At 74.0% G+C, this 24,433-nt stretch carries 21 protein-coding genes and 1 pseudogene; 9 read left to right on the forward strand and 13 right to left on the reverse strand.

The annotated features are described in order from the left end of the window. Positions 1-118 precede the first annotated feature (118 nt). Both IG69_RS0104780 and IG69_RS0104785 read right to left on the reverse strand, forming a co-directional pair. Entirely contained in the window at positions 119-661 is a 543-nt protein-coding gene (locus IG69_RS0104780; protein WP_030527031.1) for a hypothetical protein, read from the reverse strand. Positions 662-711: 50 nt separating this feature from the next. Further along, the gene (locus IG69_RS0104785) at positions 712-1,686 is read right to left on the reverse strand and encodes an ADP-ribosylglycohydrolase family protein (RefSeq protein WP_051750231.1); all 975 of its coding nucleotides are present in this window, start codon (positions 1,684-1,686) and stop codon (positions 712-714) included. 179 nt (positions 1,687-1,865) lie between these two features. Between IG69_RS0104785 and IG69_RS0104790 the strand changes: the two genes are divergently transcribed. Continuing rightward, positions 1,866-3,737 carry an acyl-CoA dehydrogenase gene (locus tag IG69_RS0104790; RefSeq protein WP_030527033.1) on the forward strand — a complete coding sequence of 624 codons (1,872 nt, stop codon included), beginning with the start codon at positions 1,866-1,868 and terminating at the stop codon, positions 3,735-3,737. 156 nt (positions 3,738-3,893) lie between these two features. Here IG69_RS0104790 and IG69_RS0104795 read toward each other — a convergent pair whose 3' ends face one another. The 3 genes from IG69_RS0104795 to IG69_RS0104805 form a co-directional block, all read right to left on the reverse strand. Beyond that, positions 3,894-4,148 (reverse strand): DUF6458 family protein, encoded by a 255-nt coding sequence (locus tag IG69_RS0104795; RefSeq protein ID WP_030527034.1) that lies wholly within the window; start codon positions 4,146-4,148, stop codon positions 3,894-3,896. Positions 4,149-4,253: 105 nt separating this feature from the next. Further along, positions 4,254-4,433, reverse strand: a complete 180-nt coding sequence (locus tag IG69_RS0104800; protein ID WP_030527035.1) for a hypothetical protein — start codon at positions 4,431-4,433, stop codon at positions 4,254-4,256. 87 nt (positions 4,434-4,520) lie between these two features. Beyond that, a complete protein-coding gene (locus tag IG69_RS0104805; protein WP_030527036.1) occupies positions 4,521-5,900 on the reverse strand; it encodes an FAD-binding oxidoreductase in 1,380 nt (459 codons plus the stop codon). A gap of 230 nt (positions 5,901-6,130) precedes the next feature. Between IG69_RS0104805 and IG69_RS0104810 the strand changes: the two genes are divergently transcribed. Continuing rightward, a complete protein-coding gene (locus tag IG69_RS0104810) occupies positions 6,131-7,051 on the forward strand; it encodes a hypothetical protein (RefSeq protein ID WP_030527037.1) in 921 nt (306 codons plus the stop codon). A 179-nt stretch (positions 7,052-7,230) separates the two neighbouring features. Here the strand turns inward: IG69_RS0104810 and IG69_RS0104815 are convergent, their stop codons facing one another. Further along, positions 7,231-8,037 carry a nitrilase-related carbon-nitrogen hydrolase gene (locus tag IG69_RS0104815; protein ID WP_030527038.1) on the reverse strand — a complete coding sequence of 269 codons (807 nt, stop codon included), beginning with the start codon at positions 8,035-8,037 and terminating at the stop codon, positions 7,231-7,233. An 83-nt stretch (positions 8,038-8,120) separates the two neighbouring features. Next, positions 8,121-10,145 carry a bifunctional copper resistance protein CopD/cytochrome c oxidase assembly protein gene (locus tag IG69_RS0104820; RefSeq protein WP_245616082.1) on the reverse strand — a complete coding sequence of 675 codons (2,025 nt, stop codon included), beginning with the start codon at positions 10,143-10,145 and terminating at the stop codon, positions 8,121-8,123. Between the two features lie 28 nt (positions 10,146-10,173). Here IG69_RS0104820 and IG69_RS0104825 point away from each other — a divergent pair, with 28 nt between their 5' ends. From IG69_RS0104825 to IG69_RS0104840, 4 genes are all read left to right on the forward strand, one after another. Beyond that, a complete protein-coding gene (locus tag IG69_RS0104825; protein WP_030527040.1) occupies positions 10,174-11,022 on the forward strand; it encodes a maleylpyruvate isomerase family mycothiol-dependent enzyme in 849 nt (282 codons plus the stop codon). Beyond that, positions 11,022-11,498, forward strand: coding sequence for an SRPBCC family protein (locus IG69_RS0104830; protein WP_030527041.1), 477 nt, complete (start codon positions 11,022-11,024; stop codon positions 11,496-11,498). Before IG69_RS0104825 ends, IG69_RS0104830 begins: the two co-directional genes overlap by 1 nt. A gap of 142 nt (positions 11,499-11,640) precedes the next feature. Beyond that, the gene (locus IG69_RS0104835) at positions 11,641-12,117 is read left to right on the forward strand and encodes a MarR family winged helix-turn-helix transcriptional regulator (RefSeq protein ID WP_036829078.1); all 477 of its coding nucleotides are present in this window, start codon (positions 11,641-11,643) and stop codon (positions 12,115-12,117) included. Then, entirely contained in the window at positions 12,114-13,958 is a 1,845-nt protein-coding gene (locus IG69_RS0104840; protein WP_084696588.1) for an MDR family MFS transporter, read from the forward strand. The genes IG69_RS0104835 and IG69_RS0104840 overlap by 4 nt, the downstream gene beginning before the upstream one ends. Here the strand turns inward: IG69_RS0104840 and IG69_RS0104845 are convergent. Then, a complete protein-coding gene (locus IG69_RS0104845; RefSeq protein WP_051750232.1) occupies positions 13,939-15,150 on the reverse strand; it encodes an MFS transporter in 1,212 nt (403 codons plus the stop codon). The genes IG69_RS0104840 and IG69_RS0104845 overlap by 20 nt on opposite strands. Before the next feature lie 297 nt (positions 15,151-15,447). Continuing rightward, positions 15,448-16,650 carry an acyl-CoA dehydrogenase family protein gene (locus tag IG69_RS0104850; RefSeq protein ID WP_030527045.1) on the reverse strand — a complete coding sequence of 401 codons (1,203 nt, stop codon included), beginning with the start codon at positions 16,648-16,650 and terminating at the stop codon, positions 15,448-15,450. Positions 16,651-16,747: 97 nt separating this feature from the next. Here IG69_RS0104850 and IG69_RS22900 point away from each other — a divergent pair. The 3 genes and pseudogenes from IG69_RS22900 (at position 16,748) to IG69_RS0104870 (ending at position 19,067) form a co-directional block, all read left to right on the forward strand. Next, positions 16,748-17,403, forward strand: a pseudogene (locus IG69_RS22900) (sulfotransferase family protein). Positions 17,404-17,505: 102 nt separating this feature from the next. Beyond that, the gene (locus tag IG69_RS0104865) at positions 17,506-17,913 is read left to right on the forward strand and encodes a YciI family protein (RefSeq protein WP_030527048.1); all 408 of its coding nucleotides are present in this window, start codon (positions 17,506-17,508) and stop codon (positions 17,911-17,913) included. Then, a complete protein-coding gene (locus tag IG69_RS0104870; RefSeq protein ID WP_030527049.1) occupies positions 17,910-19,067 on the forward strand; it encodes an RNA polymerase sigma factor in 1,158 nt (385 codons plus the stop codon). The genes IG69_RS0104865 and IG69_RS0104870 overlap by 4 nt, the downstream gene beginning before the upstream one ends. 124 nt (positions 19,068-19,191) lie before the next feature. On the opposite strand, the gene IG69_RS0104875 is transcribed toward IG69_RS0104870, so the two are convergent. The 4 genes from IG69_RS0104875 to pdhA are packed head-to-tail and all read right to left on the reverse strand — an operon-like array spanning position 19,192 to position 24,311. Then, positions 19,192-20,640 (reverse strand): Rossmann-fold NAD(P)-binding domain-containing protein, encoded by a 1,449-nt coding sequence (locus IG69_RS0104875; protein WP_030527050.1) that lies wholly within the window; start codon positions 20,638-20,640, stop codon positions 19,192-19,194. Positions 20,641-20,643: 3 nt separating this feature from the next. Beyond that, positions 20,644-22,128, reverse strand: coding sequence for a dihydrolipoamide acetyltransferase family protein (locus tag IG69_RS0104880; protein ID WP_030527051.1), 1,485 nt, complete (start codon positions 22,126-22,128; stop codon positions 20,644-20,646). 15 nt (positions 22,129-22,143) lie between these two features. Then, on the reverse strand, positions 22,144-23,115 hold the full coding sequence (locus IG69_RS0104885) for an alpha-ketoacid dehydrogenase subunit beta (RefSeq protein WP_030527052.1): 972 nt from the start codon (positions 23,113-23,115) through the stop codon (positions 22,144-22,146). Beyond that, a complete protein-coding gene (gene pdhA, locus IG69_RS0104890; protein WP_036829081.1) occupies positions 23,112-24,311 on the reverse strand; it encodes a pyruvate dehydrogenase (acetyl-transferring) E1 component subunit alpha in 1,200 nt (399 codons plus the stop codon). The genes IG69_RS0104885 and pdhA overlap by 4 nt, the downstream gene beginning before the upstream one ends. Positions 24,312-24,433 lie beyond the last annotated feature (122 nt).

Below are 24,433 nucleotides of genomic sequence, written 5' to 3' on the forward strand. Positions count from 1 at the left end.
CGTCCTCCGTCCCGACCTCGCGCCGAGGGGGGCGCGAGGTGCCGTCCGCGCCGCGGACGCCGGACACGCTAACAGCCCGTGCGCCCCGGCCGAGGGCCTCCACGCCGCCGCGCGGAGGTCAGCTGGGGACGACCCAGCCGAGCACGGTGACGATGCCGATGACGGCGCACACGACGAAGAGCGCCGCGAGGATCCAGCCGATGACCTGGGCGCCGTCCACGCCGCCCGCCTCGTCGTCGTCCCAGGTCTTCTCGGCGTCCGGCGCCGTCAGCTCACCCGGTCGCACGAGCGGCTCCGGCGGCGCGTCGAGCTTCGGGTCGGCGACGAGGGCCTTGGTGCGCAGCGCCTCGATGCGGGGCGCGCGCGGCTCCTCGCGCACCGGCTCCGGCAGGGCGCGCCACATCGCGACGAAGTCGTCGCCGGACTGCTCGCGCCACGCGGCGACGGCGTCGTCGGCCTCGGGGCCCTTGACGCCGGCGGCGAACCAGATGGCCCCGGCCCGCGGCAGGTCGCCCATCCCGTGGAGGACGTGACCGAGGACGCGCAGGAGCTCGGGGTCGGCGTCCGTCTCGGCGTGCTCGAGCAGGAGGTCACGGGCCTTCCACGCACGGCCGTCGTCGACGAGCCGGCGCGCCTCGGCGAGGACGTCCGCGGTGCTCACGCCCCGAGTATGCCCCGCAGCGCCGCGCTGTCGCGGCTGGCGCGCAGGCGTCAGCCGCGCCGACCGACCCAGAGTTCCCGTGCGCCGTCGGCGAACTCGTCGGCGAACTGCAGCAGCCTGACCCAGCGCTCCGGCACGGCCGTGGCGCCGTCGCGCGCCCCGAGCAGGCCGCCGGCGATGGCGGCGTTGCTGTCGGTGTCGCGGCCGATGCGCACGACGTCGACGAGCACGGGCTCGAGCGGACGGGGATCGAGGACGGCGGCGAGGGCGATGCGCAGCGAGTCGAGGACGTACCCGCCGCCGTCGCCGGCCAGCCGCGCGCGCGCCTCGGCGAGGTCGGCCACCGACGGCCGCCCGTCGTCCGCGAACGCCTCGACGACCCCGTCGACGCCGAGCCGCTGCGCGGTGGCGAGACCTGCGGCCACCGCGTCGGCGGCCCCGGTGCCGTCGACGAGCGCGGCCGCCACCTCGACGTACGCGGCGCAGGCCGCCGTGCACCGGGGGTCGTCGTGGGTGACCGCCGAGATCTCCACGGCCAGGCGGACGCGGCGCGCGGCGTCCCGCTCGGCGAGGGCCGTCGGCAGGCAGCGCATCAGCGAGCCGTTGCCCGCCTGCCCGGGGCCCGAGCCGGCACGGCGGGGGTCGCCCGAGGCGCGGTAGCGCGTCAGGCCGGTCCGGGTGGCGCCGCCGACGTCGCGGGGCGGGATGCCGGGGGTGCGGCCGGGCCAGCGCCCCTCGAACCAGTCGAGCATGTGGTCGGACGCGGCGCGCACGACGTCGTCCGGTCCCTCGAGGTGGGCCAGCAGCACCGCCCGGGTCAGGTCGGTGTCGTCCGTCGCGTGGCCGGCCGGCCACGCGAACGGCCCGCCGCCGACGACGTCCCACAGCCCGTCGGGGTACCGGGCGCGGATCTCCTCGCGCGAGGAGAACTCGACGGCCGCGCCGAGGGAGTCGCCGGCGTGCACCCCGAGCAGGGCCCCCACGGCGCGCTCGACCCCGTCCGCGTCCTGCTCGGCCGTGACCATCCGCGCTCCCTCCGGTGCCGGGCGACCCCGGGCGGCCGCGACGTCTCGTCACCCTAGGCCGACGGGGATCCGCCGGACGGGCGAGACGGCCCTCACCCACCCGGTGGTTGCGTCGGTTACCCGCTGGTAGCACACTGGTGAGCAAGCGCTCACTTTGCGACGTCCCCGGGAGGACCACGATGGGTCACTACAAGAGCAACCTCCGCGACATCGAGTTCACCCTCTTCGAGGTGCTCGGCCGCGGCGAGGTCCTGGGCAGCGGCCCCTACGCCGACCTCGACGCCGACACCGCCCGCGAGATGCTCAAGGAGATCGCGCGCCTCTCGGAGCACGAGCTCGCCGAGTCCTTCGCCGACGCCGACCGCAACCCGCCGGTCTACGACCCGCAGACGCAGGCCGTCACGATGCCGGAGTCGTTCAAGAAGTCCGTCGAGGCCTACCGCGAGAGCGGCTTCTGGGCCATCGACCTGCCGGCCGAGCTCGACGGCACCGTCGCCCCGCCGAGCCTGCGCTGGGCGGCCAACGAGATGCTGCTGGGCTCCAACCCCGCGCTCGCGATGTTCGCCGCGTCCTACTCCTTCGCCAAGCTGCTGTACCTCATCGGCAACGACGACCAGAAGAAGCTCGCCCGCTGGATCGTCGAGAAGGGCTGGCACTGCACGATGGTGCTCACCGAGCCCGACGCCGGCTCGGACGTCGGCGCCGGCCGCACCAAGGCCACCCAGAACGAGGACGGCACCTGGACCATCAGCGGGGTCAAGCGCTTCATCACGAGCGCCGAGTCCGACATGGTCGACAACGTCGTGCACTTCGTCCTCGCCCGCCCCGAGGGCGCCGGCGTCGGCACCAAGGGCCTCAGCCTGTTCATCCTCACGAAGTACGCCGTCGACCTCGAGACCGGTGAGCTCGGCGAGCGCAACGGCGTCTACGTCACCAACGTCGAGAAGAAGATGGGCCTGAAGGTCTCGACGACCTGCGAGCTGACCTTCGGCGGCGAGAAGCCGGCCGTCGGCACCCTCTTCGGCGACGCGCACGACGGCATCGCGCAGATGTTCCACGTCATCGAGAACGCGCGGATGATGGTCGGCACCAAGGCGATCGCCACGCTCTCGACCGGCTACCTCAACGCGCTCGAGTACGCCAAGCAGCGCGTCCAGGGCGCCGACCTCACGCAGATGACCGACAAGTCGGCGCCGCGCGTCACCATCACGCACCACCCGGACGTGCGCCGCTCGCTCATGCTGCAGAAGGCGTACTCGGAGGGCCTGCGCGCGCTCGTGCTCTTCACCGCGAGCCAGCAGGACGTCGTCGACCAGCACGTGCTGACCACCGGCGAGCAGACCTTCGAGAAGGGCTCGGCCGCCGACGTCGCCAACCGCGTCAACGACCTGCTGCTGCCGATCGTCAAGGGCCTGGGCTCGGAGCGGGCCTGGGTGCTGCTCGGCACCGAGTCGCTGCAGACCTTCGGCGGCTCCGGCTTCCTCCAGGACTACCCCGTCGAGCAGTACGTCCGCGACGCGAAGATCGACACGCTCTACGAGGGCACGACGGCCATCCAGGGCATGGACTTCTTCTTCCGCAAGATCGTCCGCGACAAGGGCCAGGCGCTGACCCACCTCGCGACGCAGATGCAGGAGTTCGCCAAGGACCTCGGCCTCAACGGCGGGCGCCTCGACCGCGAGCGCGAGCTGCTCGGCCAGGGCGTCGAGGACGTCCAGGGCATCCTCGGCTACATGGTCGGCGAGCTCATGAAGTCCGACCCGCGCCAGGGCGGCGAGCTGCCCAACCTCTACAAGGTCGGGCAGAACACCACCCGCCTCCTGCTCGGCGCCGGCGACCTCGTCGTCGGGTGGCTGCTGCTGCGCCAGGCCGCCGTCGCGCTCGACGCGCTCGAGGCCGGCGCCGAGGGCCGGGAGAAGGACTTCTACGAGGGCAAGGTCGCCGCGGCGAAGTTCTACGCCCGCCAGGTCCTGCCCCGCCTCTCCGCCGAGCGGGCCATGGCCGAGGCCAGCGACAACGACCTCATGGACGTGCCCGAGTCCGCCTTCTGACCCGCCCCACCCGGCGATCCCCCGACCCCGGGCCCGGCGCGCCTGCCCGGAGCACGCGCCGCGCCCGGACCCACGTGACGACGGGCCCGTCCCTCCTCCAGGAGGGGCGGGCCCGTCGGGCGTGCTGGGTGCCGGCGTGGCCGGGCGGCACCGGCGTCAGCGCGGGTCGATCTCCGTGCGGTCGACGCGGGTGCCGGTGTTGGGGTCGACGTGGCTCTCGCGGGTCGTCGTCACGCGGCCGCGGCGGCTGCCGGCCTGCATGACGAAGGACAGGAGGATGGCGAGGACGCCGCCCGCCATGAGGATGTAGCCGATCATCTCGAGGTCCAGGCCGGCCACGCTCTGGTCGCCGACGGCGAACGTGAGGATGGCGCCGAGGACGAGGAGGAAGATGCCGAGTCCGATGTACATGGGGTCTCCTGGGTCAGGGGGTCGGCGGGCGGTCATCCCGACCGTACCTGTTCCGACCTGCGCCGTCGAAGGTTTGTGCAGACTTCGTCGATGCCGGGCAGCGGCCTACTGGCCGCCGCCACCACCCAGGCCCGGGCCGTTGTGGGTCATCCGGGAGGCTGCCGCCTCGGCGCCGTAGGGCGCGTCGCCGGTGAACTCCGAACGGGTGCCCGTGCCGCGGCGCCGGCGCTCGAGGACCACCCCGAGCACGACGACCAGGGCCAGGAGTCCGATGATCCACCACATGGCGCCACTCCACTTCCGGCGTCCGGTGCCTCCGGGCTGCCGTGCCGTCAGGGTCGCACGGCGTGGCGCGGCTGTCGAGGCATCCGGTCAGACGAAGGAGCCGGGGTTGAGGATGCCCTGCGGGTCGAGCGCGGCCTTGACGCGGCGGTTGAGGTCCATGACCTCGGGACCGAGCTGCGCCTCGAGCGAGCCCTTCTTGAGCCGGCCGACGCCGTGCTCGCCGGTGATCGTGCCGCCGAGGCCGATGGCGGCGTCCATGATGTCGCCGAAGGCGAGGCGCGCCCGCCGCTCGGAGTCGGCGTCCGTCGCGTCGTAGACGATCGCCGGGTGCGTGTTGCCGTCGCCGGCGTGCGCGACGACCGGGATCTCGACCCCGTGGCGCTGGCCGATGGCCTCGATCTCGGCGAGCAGCGCCGGCAGCTGCGGCACCGGCACGCCGACGTCCTCGGGCAGGACGGCGCCGCGCGGCTCGAGCGCGGTGAAGTGCACGCGCCGGGCCTGGACGAACATCTCGGCCTCGTCGGGGTCGTCGGTCGCGACGACCTCCTTGGCGCCGGTGACCTCGCAGGCCGCGACGATGGCCGCGACCTCCTCGGCGCGCGAGGCGCCCGGGGCATCCGACTGGATGAGCAACAGGGCGCCGGCGTCGCGGTCGAGCCCCATCGGCTGGTAGTCCTCGACGGCGTTGATCGAGGCGCGGTCCATCAGCTCGACCATCGAGGCGCGGACGGTGCGGCCGAGCTCGATGACGGCCGCGGCGGCGTCGGCGACGGTCGGGAAGAGCGCGACGACGGTGGAGCGCGGCGCCTGCGCGGGCACGAGCCGAAGAATCGCCCGGGTGACGATGCCGAGCGTGCCCTCGGAGCCGACGAAGAGCTTGAGCAACGAGAGGCCGGCGACGTCCTTGACCCGCTTGCCACCGAGCGTCACGAGGGTGCCGTCGGCGAGGACGACGTCGAGACCGAGGACGTAGTCGGTCGTCACGCCGTACTTGACGCAGCAGAGGCCGCCCGCGTTGGTCGCGATGTTGCCGCCGATCGAGCAGATCTCGAACGAGCTGGGGTCCGGCGGGTACCAGAGGCCCTCTGCGACAGCGGCGTTCTTGACCTCGACGTTGAGCGCACCGGGCTCGACCACCGCGACGCGCGCGGCGGTGTCGATCTCGACGGCGCGCATCCGCTCGAGGCTGAGGACGATGGTGCCGTCGACGCCCATCGAGCCGCCGGACAGGCTCGTGCCGGCTCCGCGGGGGACGACGCCGATGCGGTGCTCGGTCGCCCAGCGCAGGGTCTGCTGCACCTGCGCGGCGTCCTCGACACGGACGGCGGCCAGCGGCGTGCCGGCGCTGGCGTCGTGCGTCCAGTCGTGGCGGTACTTCTCGAGCGCGGCGGGGTCGGTGGTGACGACCCCCGGCGGGAGGGCCTGCGCGAGCTCGGCGACGGCGGCTGCGGTGACGGCGGCGTCCATGCCCCTTACCTTCGCACGGCGTCGCCCTCCCCGCGCCCCCGCACCTCCCTCCCGGAGTCGAGTGCGCAAGTGGCTGCCCCGGCGACCGCCGGCGCCCTCGACTGCACCGGCCCGCCGCGTTCCCCGGCCTCGAGGGCGCACGTGGCTGTCCCAGCGACCACTTCCGCACTCGACCCCGGGGCTGTGGAGAACCTCACGGCCCTCCCGGCAGATCGCGGCAGAGTCGGCGGATGGACTCGTGGCGCGCGCTCGCCGACCAGCAGGCCGGCGTGCTCTCCTGGCGCCAGCTCGCGGAGCTCGGCGTCAGCCGCGGGGTCATCCGGCACAAGCTGGCGTCCGAGCGCTGGCGACGTCGGACCGAGTCCGTGCTCACGACGACGACCGGACCGCTGTCACCCGAGCAGGAGCGCTGGGTCGCCGTCCTGCACTGCGGACCGGACGCGATGCTGGGCGGCCTCACCGCGCTGGCGGTCCACGGCCTCACGGGCTGGACGCGGGACGAGGTCACCGTCATCGTCGCCAACCCGGACTCGTTCCAGCACGTCGACGGCATCCGGCCGTTCCGTACGCGACGGCCCCTCGAGCGGCTGCGGGGCCCCGGCGCCCTGCCGTGCTGCCGCGTCGAGCCGGCGGCCCTCCTCTGGGCGGCCCACGAGCGCAACCCTCGTTCGGCGGCCGGGTTGCTGGCCGCCGTCGTGCAGCAGCGCCTGACGAACGCGACCTCCTTGCTCACGTGGGTCGATGCGTTGCGCCCGCTGCGCCGGGCGGCCGACTTCCGTGCCCTGCTGCGCGACATCGAGGGCGGGTCCGAGTCGCTCGGGGAGGTCGACGTCGTCCGGATGTGCCGGGCCTACGGCCTCGCCCTGCCGGCCCGCCAGCGCGCGCGCACCGACCGGTCGGGGCGACGCCGGTACACCGACTGCGAGTGGGACCTGCCCGACGGCCGCACGCTCGTCCTCGAGGTCGACGGGGCCTTCCATCTCGAGGTGGGCCAGTACACCGAGGACGTCCGGCGCCAGCGGGGGCTCACGCGGCCGGACCGCATCGTCATCCGCGCCACGACCGACGAGCTGCGCCGGGAGCCGTGGGTCGTCGCCGGCGACCTGGTCGCTCTCGGGGTGCCGCGCGCCCCCGACGCCGCGGCCGGCTGACCCTGCGCCGCCCCACCGTCCGGAGTCGAGTGCGGAAGTGGTCGCTCCAGCGACCGCGAGCGCCCTCGACTCCACGGGGTCGCCCGCCCGCCTGGAGTCGAGTGCGGAAGTGGCAGCCCCGGCAACCACTTCCGCACTCGACTCCGGGACGGGAGGGGAGGGGAGGGGAGGGGGGCGGATCAGAGGCGGCGGTCGGCGAGGACGGGGAACGCCTCGCGGTAGGCCGTCGTCGCGGCGAGGTCGACGTCGACCGAGAGCACGGCCTCGTCGGTGTGCGCGAGCTCGCCGAGGACCTCGCCGTTCGCCGCGACGACTTGGCTGTGGCCGCCCATCGGCGTCCGGGCGTGCGTGCCACCGGTGTTGACCTGCGCGAGGACGCACTGGTTCTCGACCGCCCGCGCACGCCCGAGCAGCGTCCAGTGCGCGACGCGGGCCAGCGGCCATGCGGCCGGGACGAGCAGGAGGGATGCCCCCGCCTCCTGCTGGCGGCGGTAGAGCTCGGGGAAGCGCAGGTCGTAGCAGGTGGTCACGCCGGTGCGCACCGTGCCGCCGGCGCCGTCCGGCAGGTCGAGGACGACGACGTCCTCGCCGGCCTCCATGAGCTTCGGCTCGCCGGCGCCGAACCCGAAGCGATGGATCTTGCGGTAGACGGCGAGGCGCTCGCCGTCCCCCGAGAAGAGGAGCGAGGTGTTGGACAGCGTGTTGCCGTCGGGCCCCGGCTCGGGCAGCCGCTCGACGAAGGAGCCGGCGTGCAGCGTGGTGCCGACCGCGCGGGCGGCCTCCGCCATCGCCGCGGCGAACCGGCCGTCCAGCGGCTCGGCCTCGTCGTCCCAGCGGGTGTAGTCGAAGCCGGTCGGCGCCCACAGCTCGGGCAGCACCACGAGGTCGTGGCCGCGCTGCTGCGCGACCAGCTCCGCCGCCCGGTCGATGCGGGCGCCCGCGGGCTCGTCGTCGCCGTAGGCCAGCTGGAGGAGGGCGATGCGCATCGCCCCATCCTCGCGCACCCGCCGGTGTGCAGGAACCGACACCTTCGTCGGTTGCTGCACGCCCACCTGCTCGACGCCGGAGGTCAGTCGAGCTGGTCGGCCTCCTCGCGCAGCCGGGCGAGGCGCGCGTTGTAGGCGGTGAGGTCGGCGTCGCCGTCGCGGTCGGCCTTGCGGTCCAGGCGGGCGGTCTCGCGCATCTCGCTGCGGAACCACTGGACGGCGACGATGACGGCCAGCGTCAGCGTCGGCGCCTCGCCGATGCCCCACGCGATCTCGCCGGCGGTGTGCTGGTCGGCGAGCGGGTCGGGGCCCCACGGCAGGTTGATGGCCGTGAAGAAGTCCGGCGCGAGCAGCGTCGAGCTGCCGGTCAGCGCGACCCCGAAGAACGCGTGGAAGGACACGGTCGCGAAGAGGATGACGAGCAGCATGAGCGGCGACCAGCGCGGCACGCCGGGGTCGATGCCGATCATCACCCAGACGAACAGGTACCCGGTCAGGAGGAAGTGGGCCATCATCAGCAGGTGGCCCGTGTGGGTCGTCAGCGCCAGCTCGAACAGGCCCGTGTAGTAGAACGCCGCGAGGCTGAAGAAGAACACGGCCGCGGCGACGACCGGATTGGCCAGCACCCGCATCGCCCGGGAGTGCACGACCTGGAGCAGCAGCTCACGCGTTCCCCACGTCTTGTCGCGCCGGGCGGCCAGCGTCCGCAGGGCCAGGGTCACCGGGGCCGCCGGCACGAGGAGCAGCGGCACGATCATCGCGATGACCATGTGCATCACCATGTGGGCGCTGAACAGCACCCTGCCCCAGATGCCCGGCGCCCCGCACGTCGCCCAGACGAAGAGCGCCCAGCCCAGGGTCCACGTGACGACCCGCAGCACCGGCCACGCGTCGCCGCGCCGCCGCAGCCGGACGAAGCCCGCGACGTAGAGGCCGACCGCGAGCACCGCGACGGCGACGAAGAGCCAGTCCATCCGCCACGCGAGGAGCCAGTCGGCGCCCCCGAACGGCCCGGGGTCGGGGTAGCCGGTCAGCTCGAGGACGATGCCGGGGTCGGGCAGGGCGTCCGGGACCGGCGGGATGCTGCGCGCGAGCACGGAGGCGAGCCCGACGGCGACGCCCATCACCGCGAGCTCGGTGACGGCGAGGCGCGCGAAGGCCCGGCCGTCGGACGGGTCCGCGCTCAGGCGGGCCGCGAGGGTGCGGCGCTGCTGCGCCCCGAGCACGGCGAGCACCGCGATGGCGACGACCTTGCCGAGCAGGACGATGCCGTACGTCGTGGTCAGGCCGTCGAGCGAGCCGATGCGGATCCACGCCTGGACGAGCCCCGAGAGACCGACGGCGACGATGGCCCACGTCGCGAGCACCGAGAAGCGCCCGACCGTGGCCCCGAGGTCGCGGCCCAGGGCGCGCCGCATCATGACCAGCGCGAGGAGCCCCCCGACCCAGACGCTCACCCCGAGCAGGTGCACGGCGAGGCCGTTGACGGCGTCCTCGTGGCTCGCCGAGCCGGCCGAGTGGCCGTTGAGGGCGTGGACGACGATCGCGACGAGCGTCAGCGCGGCGAGCCACGCCGTCGCGGCGCGGCTGCGGGCCAGGCCGACCGTGGCGGCGACGACGACCGCCACCCCGGCGGCGATGACGAGGACGCGGGTGGTCTCGAGCGCCCAGGCGAACGACAGCAGCTGGGGCAGGAGGTCCGGCGAGGTGAGCGGCGTCCCGGACAGGTCCGCGAAGGTGAGGACGACCTCGAGCAGCGCGGCGACGGCCCACAGGACACCGGTGGCGCCGGCCAGCCGCCGGGCCGTGCCGCGGCGGTCGGTGCGGGCGCGCTCGGGCGCGAGGAAGACGGCGAGCAGCAGCAGGCCGAGGGTCGTGGACGAGGCGATGTTGCCGACGGTCGCGACGACCGGGACGCCCCAGCGGACGGCCGGACCGGGGTCGGCGAGCGCGAGCGGGTCGGCGGCGCCGGTCAGCAGCGCGGCGGGCACGAGGGCCACGAGGCCGGCCGCGAGCGTCAGCAGCAGCGGCCGCAGCCAGCGGGCGGTGTCGGTGCCGTCGCCCGTCGCGTCACGGGCCGCGGGGCGGCTGCTCGGCAGGGAGGTCACACCCCCCAGCGTAGGTACTGTGGTCGACATGTCCCTGCACCCACCTGCCCCGACCGGCTTCGCCGAGGTCGTCGACGCGTGGGCGCACACCGTCCGCTGCGTGACCGACCTCGGCCGCGCGCTGCGCCCCGGCGACGCCGAGCGCCCCACCGACTGCCCCGGCTGGACGGTGGCCGACCAGCTCGCCCACGTCCTCGGCGGCGAGTCGATGGTGGCCGGCGACCCCGACCCGGACGTCGACGTCAGCGGCTACGACTACCTGCGTCACGACTTCGGCACGCGGCACGAGAAGTTCGTCGAGGCCCGCCGCGGCCGCTCGCCGGAGGACCTCGTCGACGAGCTCGACTGGCGGCTCGAGGAGCGCCTCGCGGTCTACCGGTCCGAGGGCGTCACCGGCGAGGAGGAGGTCCGCGGGCCGTTCGGCCGCACGACGCTCGCCGACCTCGTCGGCATCCGCACCTTCGACGTCTGGATGCACGAGCAGGACCTGCGCGAGGCCCTCGACCGTCCCGGCGGCCTCGACACCCCCGCGGCCGCGCTGAGCGTCAGCCGCCTCTTCGCCGTGCTGCCCCGGGTCGTCGCGCGCGACGCGCGGGTCGGCGCCGGCCAGGCGGTCGTCCTCGACCTCACCGGCCCCACGGTCGGCCGCGCCGGTGTCCGGGTCGAGCAGGACGGCGACCGCGCCGTCGGCATCCCCCTCTTCACCGGCGAGGACGCCGACCACCCCGACGTCGTGACCACCTCGCTGTCGATGTCGACGCGGGTGGCGATGCGGCTGGCCGGCGGCCGGCGCTCCCCCGACGAGCTGCCGGTCACCGTGCACGGCGACGAGGCCGTCGCCCGGTCCGTCCTCGCGGCCCTGGCCATCACGCCCTGATGGCGCGCTTCTCGACGTCGACCCGGTCCGCGGCGACGGTCAGTGCCGAGCCCGACGCCGTCTGGGCGACGCTGACCGACCCCGACGAGATCGCCCGGCTCACCCCGTTCCTCCAGCGCGTCACCGAGCACGGCGAGCACTGGGTGTGGGAGATGACCCGCGTGCCGGTGCTCGGGAAGAGCTTCTCGTTCTCGTTCACCGAGCGGATGACGTTCGACCAGCCTCACCGCATCGAGTTCGCGCACGACCCGGACGCCGCGCTCGCCGAGGAGTCGGCCGGAGTGGAGGGCTGGTACGCGCTGCAACCGCGCTCTGGCGGAACGCATCTCGAGACGTCGATGACGATCTCGGTGGACCTGCCGTTCCCCGCCCTCACCAGGCCGGCGGTCAACACCGCGATGAAGGGCGTCGTGACGCTCATGGGCCAGCGGTTCTCGCAGAACCTGCTGAACCACCTCGGCGCCCGCTCGCTCTGAGGCGCGCCGGCGCGGCGGTCGTCCGCCGCGCGGCTGTCGAAGGTCGGTCCCGATCCGTGCCGTCGTCCGGCGATGTAGTTGTATGCTGCAAACAACTGCCCGCCCGGACGTCCGCGTCCGCCCCCACCCCCGAGGAGGTCCGATGTCCTTCAGCGCCGCGTCGTCGACGCCGACGGCCGTCCTCGGCGACGAGCTCGTCCGCGTGCTCAAGCTCATGCACGTCGCGCGGGCCCGTGCCCCCCGCATGCACGAGCAGGTCGACCCGATGGCCTACCCGCTGCTGTTCAACCTCGTCCGCACCCCCCTGCGCGTCTCCGAGCTCGCCGAGGCCGTCCACTCCGACGTCTCGACGGTCAGCCGCCAGGTGAGCACCCTCGTCGAGCACGGCCTCGTCGTCCGCGAGCCCGACCCCGACGACGGGCGCGCCCACGTCCTCGCCGTGACCGACGAGGGCACCGCTCTCCTCGTCGCCATCCGCGAGGGCCGCGACCGCTGGCTCCAGGGACTGCTCGCCGACTGGAGCGAGGACGACGTCCGCACCCTCACCCGCCACCTGGCCCGCCTCGCCGCGGACCTCGAGGCCTCCTTCACCGACCCGACCGCCAGGAGCACCCGATGAGCTCACCCCGCCACGCGGACCCCGACCAGCCGACGAGCCACTCGAGCGCCGGCGGTCCCGGCCGCCACGTCGCCGGCAGCGGCGGCGCCCACGCCGCCGGAGCCACCCGCACCGCGACCGGCGGCGGCCCCGCCGCCCCCACCGGCGACGGCGCCCTCTCGCACCGCCAGATCGTCACCATCCTCATCGCCCTCATGGCCGGGATGTTCCTGGCCGCCCTCGACCAGACCATCGTCGCCACCGCCATCCGCACGATCGCCGACGACCTCAAGGGGCTGGACCACCAGGCGTGGGCGACGACGGCGTACCTCATCACGTCGACGATCGTCACGCCGCTGTACGGCAAGCTCGGTGACATCTACGGCCGCAAGAAGCTGTTCGTCACGGCCATCTCGATCTTCGTCGTGGGCTCGGTCCTGTGCACCCTGTCGACCTCGATGACCGGCCTGGCGTTCTTCCGCGCCGTCCAGGGCCTCGGCGCCGGCGGCCTGTTCTCGCTCGCCCTGGCGATCGTCGGCGACATCGTCCCGGCCCGCGAGCGCGCCAAGTACCAGGGCTACTTCCTCGCGGTCTTCGGCACCTCCTCGGTGCTGGGCCCGGTCATCGGTGGCTTCTTCGCCGGTACCGACGCCATCTTCGGTGTCACCGGGTGGCGCTGGGTCTTCCTCGTCAACGTGCCGATCGGCATCGTCGCCCTCGCGCTCGTCACCAAGACGCTGCACCTGCGCCACCAGCGCCTCGACCACCGCATCGACTGGCTCGGCGCCGCGCTCCTGTCCGTCTCGCTCGTGCCGCTGCTGCTCGTCGCCGAGCAGGGCCGCGAGTGGGGCTGGGGCTCGGGTCGCTCGATCGCCGCCTACGTCGTCGGTGGTGTCGCGGCCGTGCTGTTCCTCCTCCAGGAGAGCCGGATGGACGACGAGGCGATCCTGCCGCTGAAGATCTTCCGCAACCGCACCGTCGGGGTGTCCTCGGCCGCCTCGATCATCATCGGCATGGGGATGTTCGGCGGGCTGGCCGCCCTGCCCCTCTACCTGCAGATCGTCAAGGGCGCCTCGCCCACCGAGGCCGGCCTGCTGCTCCTGCCGCTGACCCTCGGCATCATGGCCGGGTCGATCTCGTCGGGCCAGATCATCAGCCGCACGGGGCAGTACCGGCTCTTCCCCGTCACCGGCGCCGTGCTGCTGACCGGCTCGCTGTTCGCGCTGCACTACACCGCGTTCGACACCCCGCTGTGGCAGACGATGGTCATCATGGTCTTCTTCGGCCTGGGCCTGGGCTTCAACTTCCAGCCGCTGACCCTCGCCGTGCAGAACGCCGTCCCGCCGCAGCAGATCGGCGTCGCGACCTCGACCGCCACCTTCACCCGGCAGATCGGCGGCACCATCGGGACCGCGGTCTTCCTCACGGTGCTGTTCTCGCTCGTGCCGGACCGGATCTCGTCCGCGTTCCGCACCGTGGCCCCCACCGCCGAGTTCCAGAGCGCCCTGCGCGACCCGGCCAACGCGGCCTTCGCGCAGCAGCTCCAGCAGAGCCAGGCCGGCGGGTCGGCCGCCGCCTCCAGCGGTGTCCTCCAGGACAGCTCGTTCCTCAACGGGCTCGACCCCGCACTGGCCAAGCCGTTCCTCATGGGCTTCTCGGAGGCGATGGACGTGGTGTTCCTCGTCGGCTCGATCGTCATGGTGCTCGCCGTCGTCGTGCTGGCGTTCCTCCCGCAGGTCGAGCTGCGCAAGGGCTCCGCCTACACCGAGCGCGCGAACGCCGGGGGCGGGTCGACCGGGGAGGGGCCGCGCACCGGAGCGGCACGCTCCGACGACGCGGCGGTCACGGCACCGGCGAGCTGACGCGGGCCGCCTCGGCACCCTCGAGGTGCCGACGGCGGACCGCGACGATCGCCAGGGCCAGCGCCCCGGCGAGCACGGGGACGGCGTAGGCGCGCTGCGGCCCGAGGGCCTCGACGGCCCAGCCGCCGACCGCCGACCCCGCCGAGATGCCGATGAGGATGCCGGTGACCGCGACGGCCATCCCCTCGGTGACGAGGGCGGCCGGGACGAGACGCTGCGCCAGCGACAGGCTCGTGATGAGCATCGGCGCGGTCGCCGAGCCCGCGACGACCATGACGGCGGTCAGCTGCCACGTGTTCGCCACGAGGAGCGCCGGGACCTCGAGGACGAGCATCGCCGCGGCGGCGACGAGCAGGCGCTTCGTCAGCGTCGAGCGGAAGGTCCGGGCGCCGAACCACAGCCCCGAGAGCGTCGAGCCGACCGCGAAGCCGCCGAGCACGAGGCTCGAGAGGCTGGCGTTGCCGTCGGCCTCGGCGAAGGCCACCGCGACGACCTCGTTGGCGCCGAAGATCACGCCGGTCATGACGAGCGCGGTCGCGACGACGAGCAGGCCGGGCCGGCGGATCGCGAGCCCGCTCGGCCGGTCGGCGCGGGCCACGACCGGCGGCTCGGTCGCCCGGGCGGCGAGGAAGGTGAGGACGCCGACGGTGAAGAGGACCTCGGCGAGGACGAGCCCGGCCTCGGGGAACCACAGCGTCGAGACCAGCACCGCGATGACCGGACCGATGACGAACGACGCCTCGTCGGCGACCTGCTCGAAGGACATCGCGGTGTGGAGGCGGTCCGGGTCGTCGCGGAAGATGTGCGCCCACCGGGCGCGCGACATCGGGCCGGGCTCGGGCAGGAACGCGCTGACGCCGTAGAGGACGAAGAGGGTCCAGACCGGCGCACCGAACCCGGACGCGAGCGCGGTGCCCAGGCCGGCGACCGCCGAGAGCACCATGAAGGGCCGGGCGACCCGGCGCTGGCCGTACTGGTCGATGAGCCGCCCGAGCACCGGGCCGGCGACCGCGAGCACCGCGAGCCCGACGGCGCTGACCGCCCCGGCGAGGCCGTAGGAGCCCTGCCGCTCGCTGACCATGACGATGACGGCGACGCCGAACATCGCGCCGCCGGTGCGGGAGAGGGCGGTCCCGGCGATGAAGGGCAGGGCACCGGGGACGGCGAACAGGGGGCGGTAGGGGGCGAGCACAGGGGCCTCGTCGGTCGGGCGACCGCCGGGGCACCCGGCCGGGTCGAGCGTTCTGGAACAGGTCGCCTCCAGTGTGCTCCCGGGAGGCGAGAGGCGACAAACCGGTTCCGGCGTGCGTCGTGGCGCGCTCGACGGCGCAGGAACGGGGGTGATCACCCCACGTCCGACGCCACGACGGCCGCCACCACCTCGTCCCGACGCCGCCGCGCCTCACCGCGCCCCGTCCCGGGTCCCGGCTACACCGCAGTACGTGTCGCCACAGCAGCACGTACTGCGGTGTAGCGCGCACCGGTGGGGTCAGCGGAAGGCGGCCTCGCCGGTCAGCGCCTGACCGATGACGAGCGTGTGCATCTCGACGGTGCCCTCGTAGGTCAGCACCGACTCGAGGTTGTTGGCGTGGCGCATCACCGGGTACTCGCCGCTGATGCCGTTGCCGCCGAGGATGGTCCGCGCGGTGCGGCAGATCTCGATCGCCTTGGTCACGTTGTTGTACTTGCCGACCGAGACCTGCTCCGGCCGCAGCCCGACCGCGTCCTTGCGCCGGCCGAGGTGGAGGGCGAGCAGCCGGCCGAGCTGGAGCTCGGTGGACATGTGCGCGAGCTTGGCCTGGGTCAGCTGGAAGCCGGCGATCGGCCGGTCGAACTGCGTGCGCTCCATCGAGTAGCGGCGGGCGGAGTCCAGGGCCGAGCGCGCGGCGCCGAGGCACCCCCAGACGATGCCGTAGCGGGCCTCGGACAGGCACGACAGCGGCCCCTTGAGGCCGCGCACCTCGGGCAGGACGGCATCGGCCGGCAGGCGCAGCCCGCTGAAGGTCAGCTCGGCGGTCACGGACGCCCGCAGCGACATCTTGTTCTTGATGACGTGCGCCTCGAACCCCGGCGTGTCCGTCGGGACGACGAAGCCCCGGATGCCGCCGTGCTCCTCGCCCGCGTTGGCCCAGACGACCGCGACGTCGGCGAGCGTGCCGTTGGTGATCCACATCTTCGAGCCGTCGAGCACCCAGTCGTCGCCGTCACGGCGGGCGCGCGTGCGCATCGAGGCGGGGTCCGAGCCGTGGTCGGGCTCGGTGAGGCCGAAGCAGCCGATCGCCTCGCCGGCGGCCATCCGCGGCAGCCACTCCTGCTTGTGCTCCTCGGAGCCGAACGCGTGGATGGCGTACATCGCGAGGCTGCCCTGCACCGAGACCAGCGAGCGGATGCCGGAGTCGCTCGCCTCGAGCTCGAGGCAGGCCAGGCCGTAGTCGACCGAGGACATCCCGGCACAGCCGTAGCCCTCGAGGTGCATCCCGAGGAGGCCGACCTTGCCGAACTCGCGGGCCAGCTCGCGCGCGACGGGGAGGTCGCCGGCCTCGTACCAGCCCATGACGTGCGGGTCGACGAGGTCGTCGCAGACCTGCCGGACCGTGGCCCGGATCGCCTTCTCCTCGTCGGTGAGCATCGAGTCGACGTCGATGACGTCGAGGGGGTCGGAGGGGCGCTTCGGCATCGTCGACGAGCTCATGGGCCCATCATGCAGGCTAGCGTTCGGGGATCCCATGACCGATCCTCGGAGGTCGCCCGTGCGCATCGTCGGCGCCGCCCTGCCCCGCACCGGGACGATGTCGCTCAGCCACGCGCTGCGCGAGCTGACCGGTGCACCGTGCTACCACATGACCGAGTGGTTCCAACGGCCCCGGGACTCCCGCACCTGGGCCGCGGCCTTCCGGGGGGAGGACGTGGACTGGCCGGCCTTCCTCGCCGGGTACGGGGCCGGTGTGGACACCCCGTTCTGCCTGGCCTGGCGCGAGGCCGCCGAGGCCTTCCCCGACGCCCCGGTGCTCTCACCCGGCGGACGGACCCCGAGACCTGGTGGGCGTCGATGGATGCGACGGTGCTGCCGAACATCCGGCGGTGGCGGGACCTGGGGTCGGCCGGCGACCTGCCCGACGACGCCCTGCCGCCGTGGCTCGCCGAGGTCCCGGCCGACGAGCGGCGCGACATGACCGAGGTCATGGCCGTCCTCGGGCAGCGGATGCTCGGCAGCCCCGAGGCGCTCGACGACGCGGCCACGGCCATGCGCTTCTACGAGGACTGGGGTCGCCAGGTGCGCGAGGAGGTCCCGGCCGACCGCCTCGTCGAGTGGCAGCCCGGCGACGGCTGGCAGCCCCTGGCCGACGCCCTCGGGGTCGCCGCGCCCGACGCCCCCTTCCCCAAGGTCAACACCCGCGAGGAGTTCCTCGCCCGCAGCGCTCCCCCGACCCCGCCGGACGCCTGAGCCCGCGCCACCGGTCCGGCGGCGATGTCGAGAACCCGTCGGCGGCTCCGACCCAGGGGTGAGCGCGGCCAGAATGGGCCGCACCACACCGAGGAGAGACCGATGGCGAAGTACCTGATGCTCAAGCACTACCGCGGCCCGAAGACCGCGGTGCACGACGTGCCGATGGACCGGTGGACGCCCGAGGAGGTCGACGCGCACGTGCGCTTCATGGACGACCTCGCCGACGAGCTGCGCGAGAGCGGCGAGTTCGTCGACGCGCAGGCGCTCTCGCCGGGCGGCACGTGGGTCCGGTTCGACGGCGAGGGCCGGCCACCGGTCGTCGACGGGCCGTTCGCCGAGACCAAGGACCTCATCGCCGGATGGATGGTCATCGACGTCGAGTCCGAGGAGCGCGCCCTCGAGGTCGCGTCCGTCCTGTCGTCGGCGCCGGGCGCGGGCGGCGTCCCGATCGGCGAGTGGCTCGAGCTGCGGCCGTTCCTCGACGACCGGCCCAACGCCGTCGAGTGAGCGCGCTCGACCCCACGCTCGTGCGCGAGCTGGCGCCGCAGGTCATCGGCGTCCTCGTCCGGCGCGGCGCGGACTTCGCGTCGGCCGAGGACGCCGTGCAGGAGGCGTTGCTCGCCGCGCACGAGCAGTGGGGCGAGCAGCCGCCGCGCGACCCCCGGGCGTGGCTCGTCACGGTCGCGTGGCGGCGGCACGTCGACCTGGTCCGCTCGGACGCCGCGCGCCGGGCCCGGGAGGAGCGGCTCCACCACAAGCCCCCGCCCGGCCGTGCGGCGGCGTCCGACGACACCCTGTGGCTGTACTTCCTCTGCGCCCACCCGTCGCTGTCACCGTCTGCCGCGACGGCCCTGACGCTGCGGGCGCTCGGCGGGCTCACGACCCGGCAGATCGCCGAGGCCCACCTCGTGCCCGAGGCGACGATGGCGCAGCGCATCAGCCGGGCCAAGCGCACCGTGGCCGACGTGCCGCTGGGGGTCCCCGGCGACCTCGCGACCGTGCTCCGGGTGCTCTACCTCGTCTTCAGCGAGGGTTACGCCGGCGAGGTCGACCTCGCCGCGGAGGCCATCCGGCTGGTGCGGCGGCTCGCGGCGCTGACGGACGAGCCCGAGGTGCGCGGGCTGCTCGCGCTCTTCCTGCTCCACCACTCCCGGCGGGCGGCGCGACGGGATGCCGAGGGCCGGCTCGTGCCGCTGCCCGAGCAGGACCGCTCGCGCTGGGACCGGCGGCTGGCGGCGGAGGGCATCGACCTGCTCCAGGACGCGCTGGCGCGTGACCGGCTCGGGGAGTACCAGGCGCAGGCGGCGGTCGCGGCGCTGCACGCCGACGCGCTGCGGGCCGAGGAGACCGACTGGGCGCAGGTCGTCGAGTGGTACGACGAGCTCGTCGCGCTGACCGGCAGCCCCGTCCACCGGCTCAACCGGGCGGTCGCGGTCGGTGAGGCGGACGGCGGGGCCGCCGGCCTCCGGGCCCTGCGCGAGCTCGACCCCTCGCTGCCGCGGTACGCCGCCGTCGCCGCCCACCTCCACGAGCGCGCCGGCGACCTCGCGGACGCGGCGCGCCTCTCCGCGGAGGCCGCGGCCGCCGCGACGCGCACCGACGAGCGCGACCACCTGACCCGGCAGGCCGCCCGCCTCGCACCCCACCGCCGCGACCCCTGACCCGCGGCTCCCGGGCTCCCGGCTCCCCTCCCAGCGCCTCCCTCATCGCGAACGGGTGTGAAATCGCCGGGGTCCACCGGCGATTTCACACACGTTCGGGGAGAAGGAGGGGCGGACGGGTGGGTCAGCGGGCGGAGGCTGCGCCGAGCAGGGCCGCGAGCCCGAGCGCGCTGCGCGGGTCGTAGGCCGTCCGCCACAGGCCGCCGTGGGCCGCGGCGTACGCCTCGTCCTGCCACGGGTGGTCGTGCGCCGGCGAGCCCTGGGCGAGGTCGTGGACGAGCAACGCCGCCATCAGGGTGTTCGCGGTGCCGGGCTCGAAGACCTCGACCCCGAACCGGTGTGCCCCCGAGTACGCCGCCGCCAGCGCCCGGTTCTTGACGACCGAGCGCGTGCGGGTCGGCGGCGCGACCTTGAACGACACCGTCGTGCCGGCGGCGCGGGCCGCGGTCGCGCGCCAGCGCTGGATCCGCTTGGCCAGCAGGTAGTTCGGCCCCTGCTGGAGCACCACGGAGTCGTTGATGCCGGGCTCCGTGCCCGGGACGTAGCTGCGCCGCAGCAGGCGCCCACCCGACAGCGTGCGCAGCGGCACCCGCAGGACCTTCGAGGTGCGCCGGGTCGCGTACGCCTCGACGGACGCGTCGACCGCCTCGCCGGGCACCGCGAAGACGTCGGTCGGCGTCGCGAGGAAGGACAGCGCGGTGTCGGAGCGATGAGCCAGCACGGCCTGCGTCAGCGCGTCGACGGCGGTGCTGACCCGGACGTTGGTCGCGCCGTCGGCATAGACGTAGTTGCCGAGGACCAGCCGGCCCTCGAGGCCGCCGACCCACGCGGTCGCGTCCGGCAGGTCGTGCAGCAGGTCGACGCCGGCGCGGTGGGCGAGGTCCCCGTCACCCGGGCGCGCCGGCACGACGAGGGCCCCGGCGAGCCCGCGGGTGTCGTCGAGCAAGCGGGTCCACAGCTCGGGGCGCGGCAGGTCGAGCGCGGCGACGGTGGCACCCCAGCGCAGGAGCGAGCGCAGCGGGCCCATCTCGGCCGCGGCCCCGAGGACGACGACCGTGCGCCCGTCGAGCCGCAGCCACTCGGGGTTCTCGAGGACGGCCGTGACGGCGTCGCGCAGGCTCGGCTCGACGACGTCGGCGTCCACCCACGCGTCGAGCTGGCGGCGCAGGTCGTCCCCGGCGAGCCGGCGCCCGCGGTAGGGGATGGTGAGCGCGGTGTCGGCGCGGCCGCCGCCGGCCAGCGTCTCGACCCCGGGCGCGGTGCCACCGGCCACGGCCGCCGACAGAGGCTGCTCCTCGGCGCCGTCGGGGCTCCAGCGCATCCGCTGGTGGACCGACGCGAGCCCCGCCTCCGCGACCGACCGGGCGTCCGAGTAGCTGGGGAGGCCGGCCTCGACGAGACGGCGGAAGTGGGTGGGATACCCACTGCGCCAGTTGGTCTCGCGCTCGGCCGCGCCGGCGCCGACGGGGTCGACCGGGCGCAGGGCGTCCGCGACGACCCCGCGGCCGGTGGCCGACGTCGAGCGTCGGTCACCGGCCGTCGGGAAGACGACCCCGTGCTCCCCCGTCGCCACGGGTCAGCCCCAGACCAGCCCGCGGGCGGGGTCGGCGAGGAGGGCCGCGACGTCGGCGAGGAAGCGCGACCCGAGCTCGCCGTCGACGAGGCGGTGGTCGAACGAGAGCGCCAGGGTCGTGACCCACCGCGGCTCGATGCGCTCGTCGGCCCCGGTGCCGACGACCCACGGCCGGCGGGTGACCGAGCCGAACGCGAGGATGGCCGACTCGCCGGGGTTGAGGATCGGCGTGCCCGCGTCGACGCCGAACACCCCGACGTTGGTGATCGTCAGCGTGCCGCCGGACATGTCGGCCGGCTGGGTGCGCCCCTCGCGGGCGGTCGCGGTCAGGCCGGCGATCGCGTCGGCGAGCTCGCGCATCGTCATCCGGTCGGCGTCCTTGATGTTGGGGACGACGAGGCCGCGCGGCGTCGCGGCCGCGATGCCGAGGTTGACGTAGTGCTTGAGGACGATCTCCTGGGCGGCCTCGTCCCAGCTCGCGTTGATCTCGGGGTTGCGACGCACCGCCACGCACATCGCCTTGGCCAGCACGAGGAGCGGCGTGACCTTGACGTCACGGAACTCCTTGTCGCGCTTGAGGTTCTCGACGAGCTCCATCGTCGCGGTGACGTCGACGGTGACCCACTCGGTGACGTGGGGGGCCGTGAACGCGGAGCCCACCATCGCCTGCGCCGTCATCTTGCGGACGCCCTTGACCGGGACACGGGTCTCGCGGGTTCCCGTCTCTGCTCCGCGGTCGGGGGCCGCCGCAGGGGGCTGCGAGGCACCGGAGGCCGCGGCCTCGACGTCGGCGCGGGTGACGACGCCGCCGTCACCGGTGGGCGTCACGGAGCCGAGGTCGACGCCGAGGTCCTTGGCCAATTTGCGCACCGGCGGCTTGGCCAGCGCGCGGGCGCCCGTCGCCGCCTGCGACCGTACAGAAGTCGACACATTCGACGATTCCTGCACGCCTGAAGCGTCCGGCCGGGCGTCCGACCGTACAGAAGTCGACACATTCGTCGATTGCTGCACGGGCGCGGGGGACGGCGACGTGCCCGGGGCCGGGTTCGCGGCGCCCTTGCGGGGACGGCGGACGGCCTCGGTCTGCTTGACGCCGTAGCCGACGAGGACGGCGGTGCGGCCGGTCGAGGTCGTGCCCCCAATGAGCCCCTCGCCGATCTCCTCGCCGTCCGAGGCAGGAGCTGCCGGAGCCGCCGGCTCCTGCGCCGCGGCGGGCGCCGGAGCGGCAGGAGCGGACGCGCCGCCCACGCCGTCGTCGACGGTGATGATCGGCGTGCCGACCTCGACGGTGTCGCCCTCGGCGACGTGCAGCGCTGACACGGTGCCGGCGAACGGCACGGGCAGCTCGACGAGCGACTTGGCCGTCTCGACCTCCACGACGACGTCGTTGACCTTGACGGTGTCACCGACGGCGACGTGCCAGGTGACGATGTCGGCCTCGGTCAGACCCTCGCCCGGGTCGGGGAGCTTGAACTCACGAAGAGCCATCTGCGGCAGCGCCTTTCAGTACGCGAGCGAACGGTCGACGGCGTCGAGGACCCGGTCGAGGTCGGGGAGGAACTCCTCCTCCAGACGGCTCGGCGGGTAGGGGACGTTGTAGCCGCCGACACGCAGCACGGGCGCCTCGAGCTCGTAGAACGCGCGCTCGGTGACCATCGCCGAGATCTCCGCGCCGATGCCGAGGAAGGTCGAGGCCTCGTGGACGACGACGACCCGGCCGGTCTTGCGCGCCGACGCGAGGATGGCCCCCTCGTCGAGCGGCGAGAGCGAGCGCAGGTCGACGACCTCGAGCGAGCGACCCTCCTCCTGCGCCGCCTGCGCGGCCTGGAGGCAGGTCTTGACCATCGGGCCGTAGGCCAGCAGCGTGAGGTCGGTGCCCTCGCGCAGGACGCGGGCCGAGCCGAGCGCGCCGTCCGGGCCGTCGCCGACCTCGCCCTTGTCCCAGTAGCGCCGCTTGGGCTCGTAGAACACGACGGGGTCGTCGGACTCGATCGCCTGCTGGATCATCCAGTGCGCGTCGTGCGGGTTGCTGCACGCGACGACCCGCAGGCCGGCCGTGTGCGCGAAGTAGGTCTCGTTCGACTCGCTGTGGTGCTCGACCGCGCCGATGCCACCGCCGAACGGGATGCGGATGACGAGCGGCATCTTCACGTAGCCGAGCGAGCGGGCGTGCAGCTTGGCGACCTGGCTGACGATGTGGTCGAAGGCCGGGTAGACGAAGCCGTCGAACTGGATCTCGACGACCGGGCGGTACCCGCGCAGGGCCATCCCGATCGCGGTGCCCATGATGCCGGCCTCGGCGAGCGGCGTGTCGATGACGCGGTCCTCGCCGAAGTCCTTCTGGAGGCCCTCGGTGACGCGGAAGACGCCACCGAGCTTGCCGATGTCCTCGCCCATGAGGACGACCTTGGGGTCCTTCTCCATGGCGGCCCGCAGGCCCGAGGTGATGCCCTTGGCGATCGTCGTGGTGCTCATCGGGCCCCCTCCTCCTCGAAGGACGCGTGGTAGCCGGCGAACCACTCCTTCTCGCGCGCGGTGACCGGGTGCTCGGTCGCGTAGACGTGGTCGAACATCTCGGAGGGCTGCGGGTCGGGCATCGCGAGGCAGCGCTCACGGACCGAGGTGCCGAGCTCGTCGGCCTCGGCGTCGACGGCGTCGAAGAAGTCGGCGTCGCCCTTGCCGGTGGTCGTCAGCCAGCGCTTGTAGCGCTCGATGGGGTCGCGGTGCTTCCACACCTCGACCTCGGCCGAGACGCGGTACTTCGTCGGGTCGTCAGAGGTCGTGTGCGCGCCCATCCGGTAGGTGAAGGCCTCGACGAAGGTCGGGCCCTGGCCGGAGCGGGCGGCGTCGAGCGCCTGCTTGGTGACCGCCCAGACCGCGAGGACGTCGTTGCCGTCGACGCGGATGCCGGGGAAGCCGAAGCCCCGGGCCCGGTGCCACAGCGGCGCACGGGTCTGCTTCTCGTTGGGCTCGGAGATCGCCCACTGGTTGTTCTGGCAGAAGAAGACGACCGGGCTGTTGTTGACGCCGGCGAAGACGAGCGCCTCCGAGACGTCGCCCTGCGAGGTCGCGCCGTCACCGAAGTAGGCGATGACGGCGGTGTCGCGGCGCTCGTCACCGGTGCCGACGTCGCCGTCGCGCTGCACGCCCATCGCGTAGCCCGTCGCGTGGAGCGTCTGGGCGCCGATGATGATCGTGTAGAGGTGGAAGTTCTTCTCGTTGGGGTCCCAGCCACCGTGGTTGACGCCGCGGAACATCCCGAGGAGGTTGACCGGGTCGACGCCGCGGGTCCAGGCGACGCCGTGCTCGCGGTAGGTCGGGAAGGCGTAGTCCTGACGGCGCATCGCCCGGCCGGAGCCGACCTGGGCCGCCTCCTGGCCGAGCAGGCTGGCCCACAGGCCGAGCTCGCCCTGGCGCTGGAGCGCGGTGGCCTCGGCGTCGAAGCGGCGCACGAGGACGAGGTCGCGGTAGAGGCCGCGCAGGGCCTCGTCGGACAGCTCGTCGACGAGCGCGTCGAGCTCGGCGTTGGGGACCCGCTCGCCCTCCGGGCTGAGCAGCTGGACCATCTCGGGGCCCCCCTCGTGCGCCGGGCGCTCGGGGGCCTCCGCGGTGGTCACGTGGTGGTCGACGCCGAAGGCGGTCTCGAGGGGGGCGACCTCGTTGTCGCTCACTGGGCACTCCTTCTCGGGCCCCGGTGTGGGGGGCCGTTCTCGGGGGCGTCGCGACGTCGCTGCGGGGTGTGGCAGGGGTCACGGCCGGTGTCGGGGCCACCGTACCCTGACCGGTGCGGCGG

The organism is Phycicoccus jejuensis, from assembly GCF_000720925.1.
Taxonomy (GTDB): domain Bacteria; phylum Actinomycetota; class Actinomycetes; order Actinomycetales; family Dermatophilaceae; genus Phycicoccus; species Phycicoccus jejuensis.

Excerpts from the sequence above, each read along its gene's own strand:
- IG69_RS0104825 (WP_030527040.1), top strand. The coding sequence starts at position 10,174 with ATGTCCCTGCACCCACCTGCCCCGACCGGCTTCGCCGAGGTCGTCGAC.
- IG69_RS0104815 (WP_030527038.1), bottom strand. The coding sequence starts at position 8,037 with ATGCGCATCGCCCTCCTCCAGCTGGCCTACGGCGACGACGAGCCCGCG.
- IG69_RS0104805 (WP_030527036.1), bottom strand. The coding sequence starts at position 5,900 with ATGGACGCCGCCGTCACCGCAGCCGCCGTCGCCGAGCTCGCGCAGGCC.
- IG69_RS0104790 (WP_030527033.1), top strand. The coding sequence starts at position 1,866 with ATGGGTCACTACAAGAGCAACCTCCGCGACATCGAGTTCACCCTCTTC.
- IG69_RS0104835 (WP_036829078.1), top strand. The coding sequence starts at position 11,641 with ATGTCCTTCAGCGCCGCGTCGTCGACGCCGACGGCCGTCCTCGGCGAC.
- IG69_RS0104785 (WP_051750231.1), bottom strand. The coding sequence starts at position 1,686 with ATGGTCACGGCCGAGCAGGACGCGGACGGGGTCGAGCGCGCCGTGGGG.
- IG69_RS0104880 (WP_030527051.1), bottom strand. The coding sequence starts at position 22,128 with ATGGCTCTTCGTGAGTTCAAGCTCCCCGACCCGGGCGAGGGTCTGACC.
- IG69_RS0104795 (WP_030527034.1), bottom strand. The coding sequence starts at position 4,148 with ATGTACATCGGACTCGGCATCTTCCTCCTCGTCCTCGGCGCCATCCTC.
- IG69_RS0104810 (WP_030527037.1), top strand. The coding sequence starts at position 6,131 with ATGGACTCGTGGCGCGCGCTCGCCGACCAGCAGGCCGGCGTGCTCTCC.
- IG69_RS0104885 (WP_030527052.1), bottom strand. The coding sequence starts at position 23,115 with ATGAGCACCACGACGATCGCCAAGGGCATCACCTCGGGCCTGCGGGCC.
- IG69_RS0104830 (WP_030527041.1), top strand. The coding sequence starts at position 11,022 with ATGGCGCGCTTCTCGACGTCGACCCGGTCCGCGGCGACGGTCAGTGCC.
- IG69_RS0104800 (WP_030527035.1), bottom strand. The coding sequence starts at position 4,433 with ATGTGGTGGATCATCGGACTCCTGGCCCTGGTCGTCGTGCTCGGGGTG.
- IG69_RS0104865 (WP_030527048.1), top strand. The coding sequence starts at position 17,506 with ATGGCGAAGTACCTGATGCTCAAGCACTACCGCGGCCCGAAGACCGCG.
- IG69_RS0104850 (WP_030527045.1), bottom strand. The coding sequence starts at position 16,650 with ATGAGCTCGTCGACGATGCCGAAGCGCCCCTCCGACCCCCTCGACGTC.
- IG69_RS0104840 (WP_084696588.1), top strand. The coding sequence starts at position 12,114 with ATGAGCTCACCCCGCCACGCGGACCCCGACCAGCCGACGAGCCACTCG.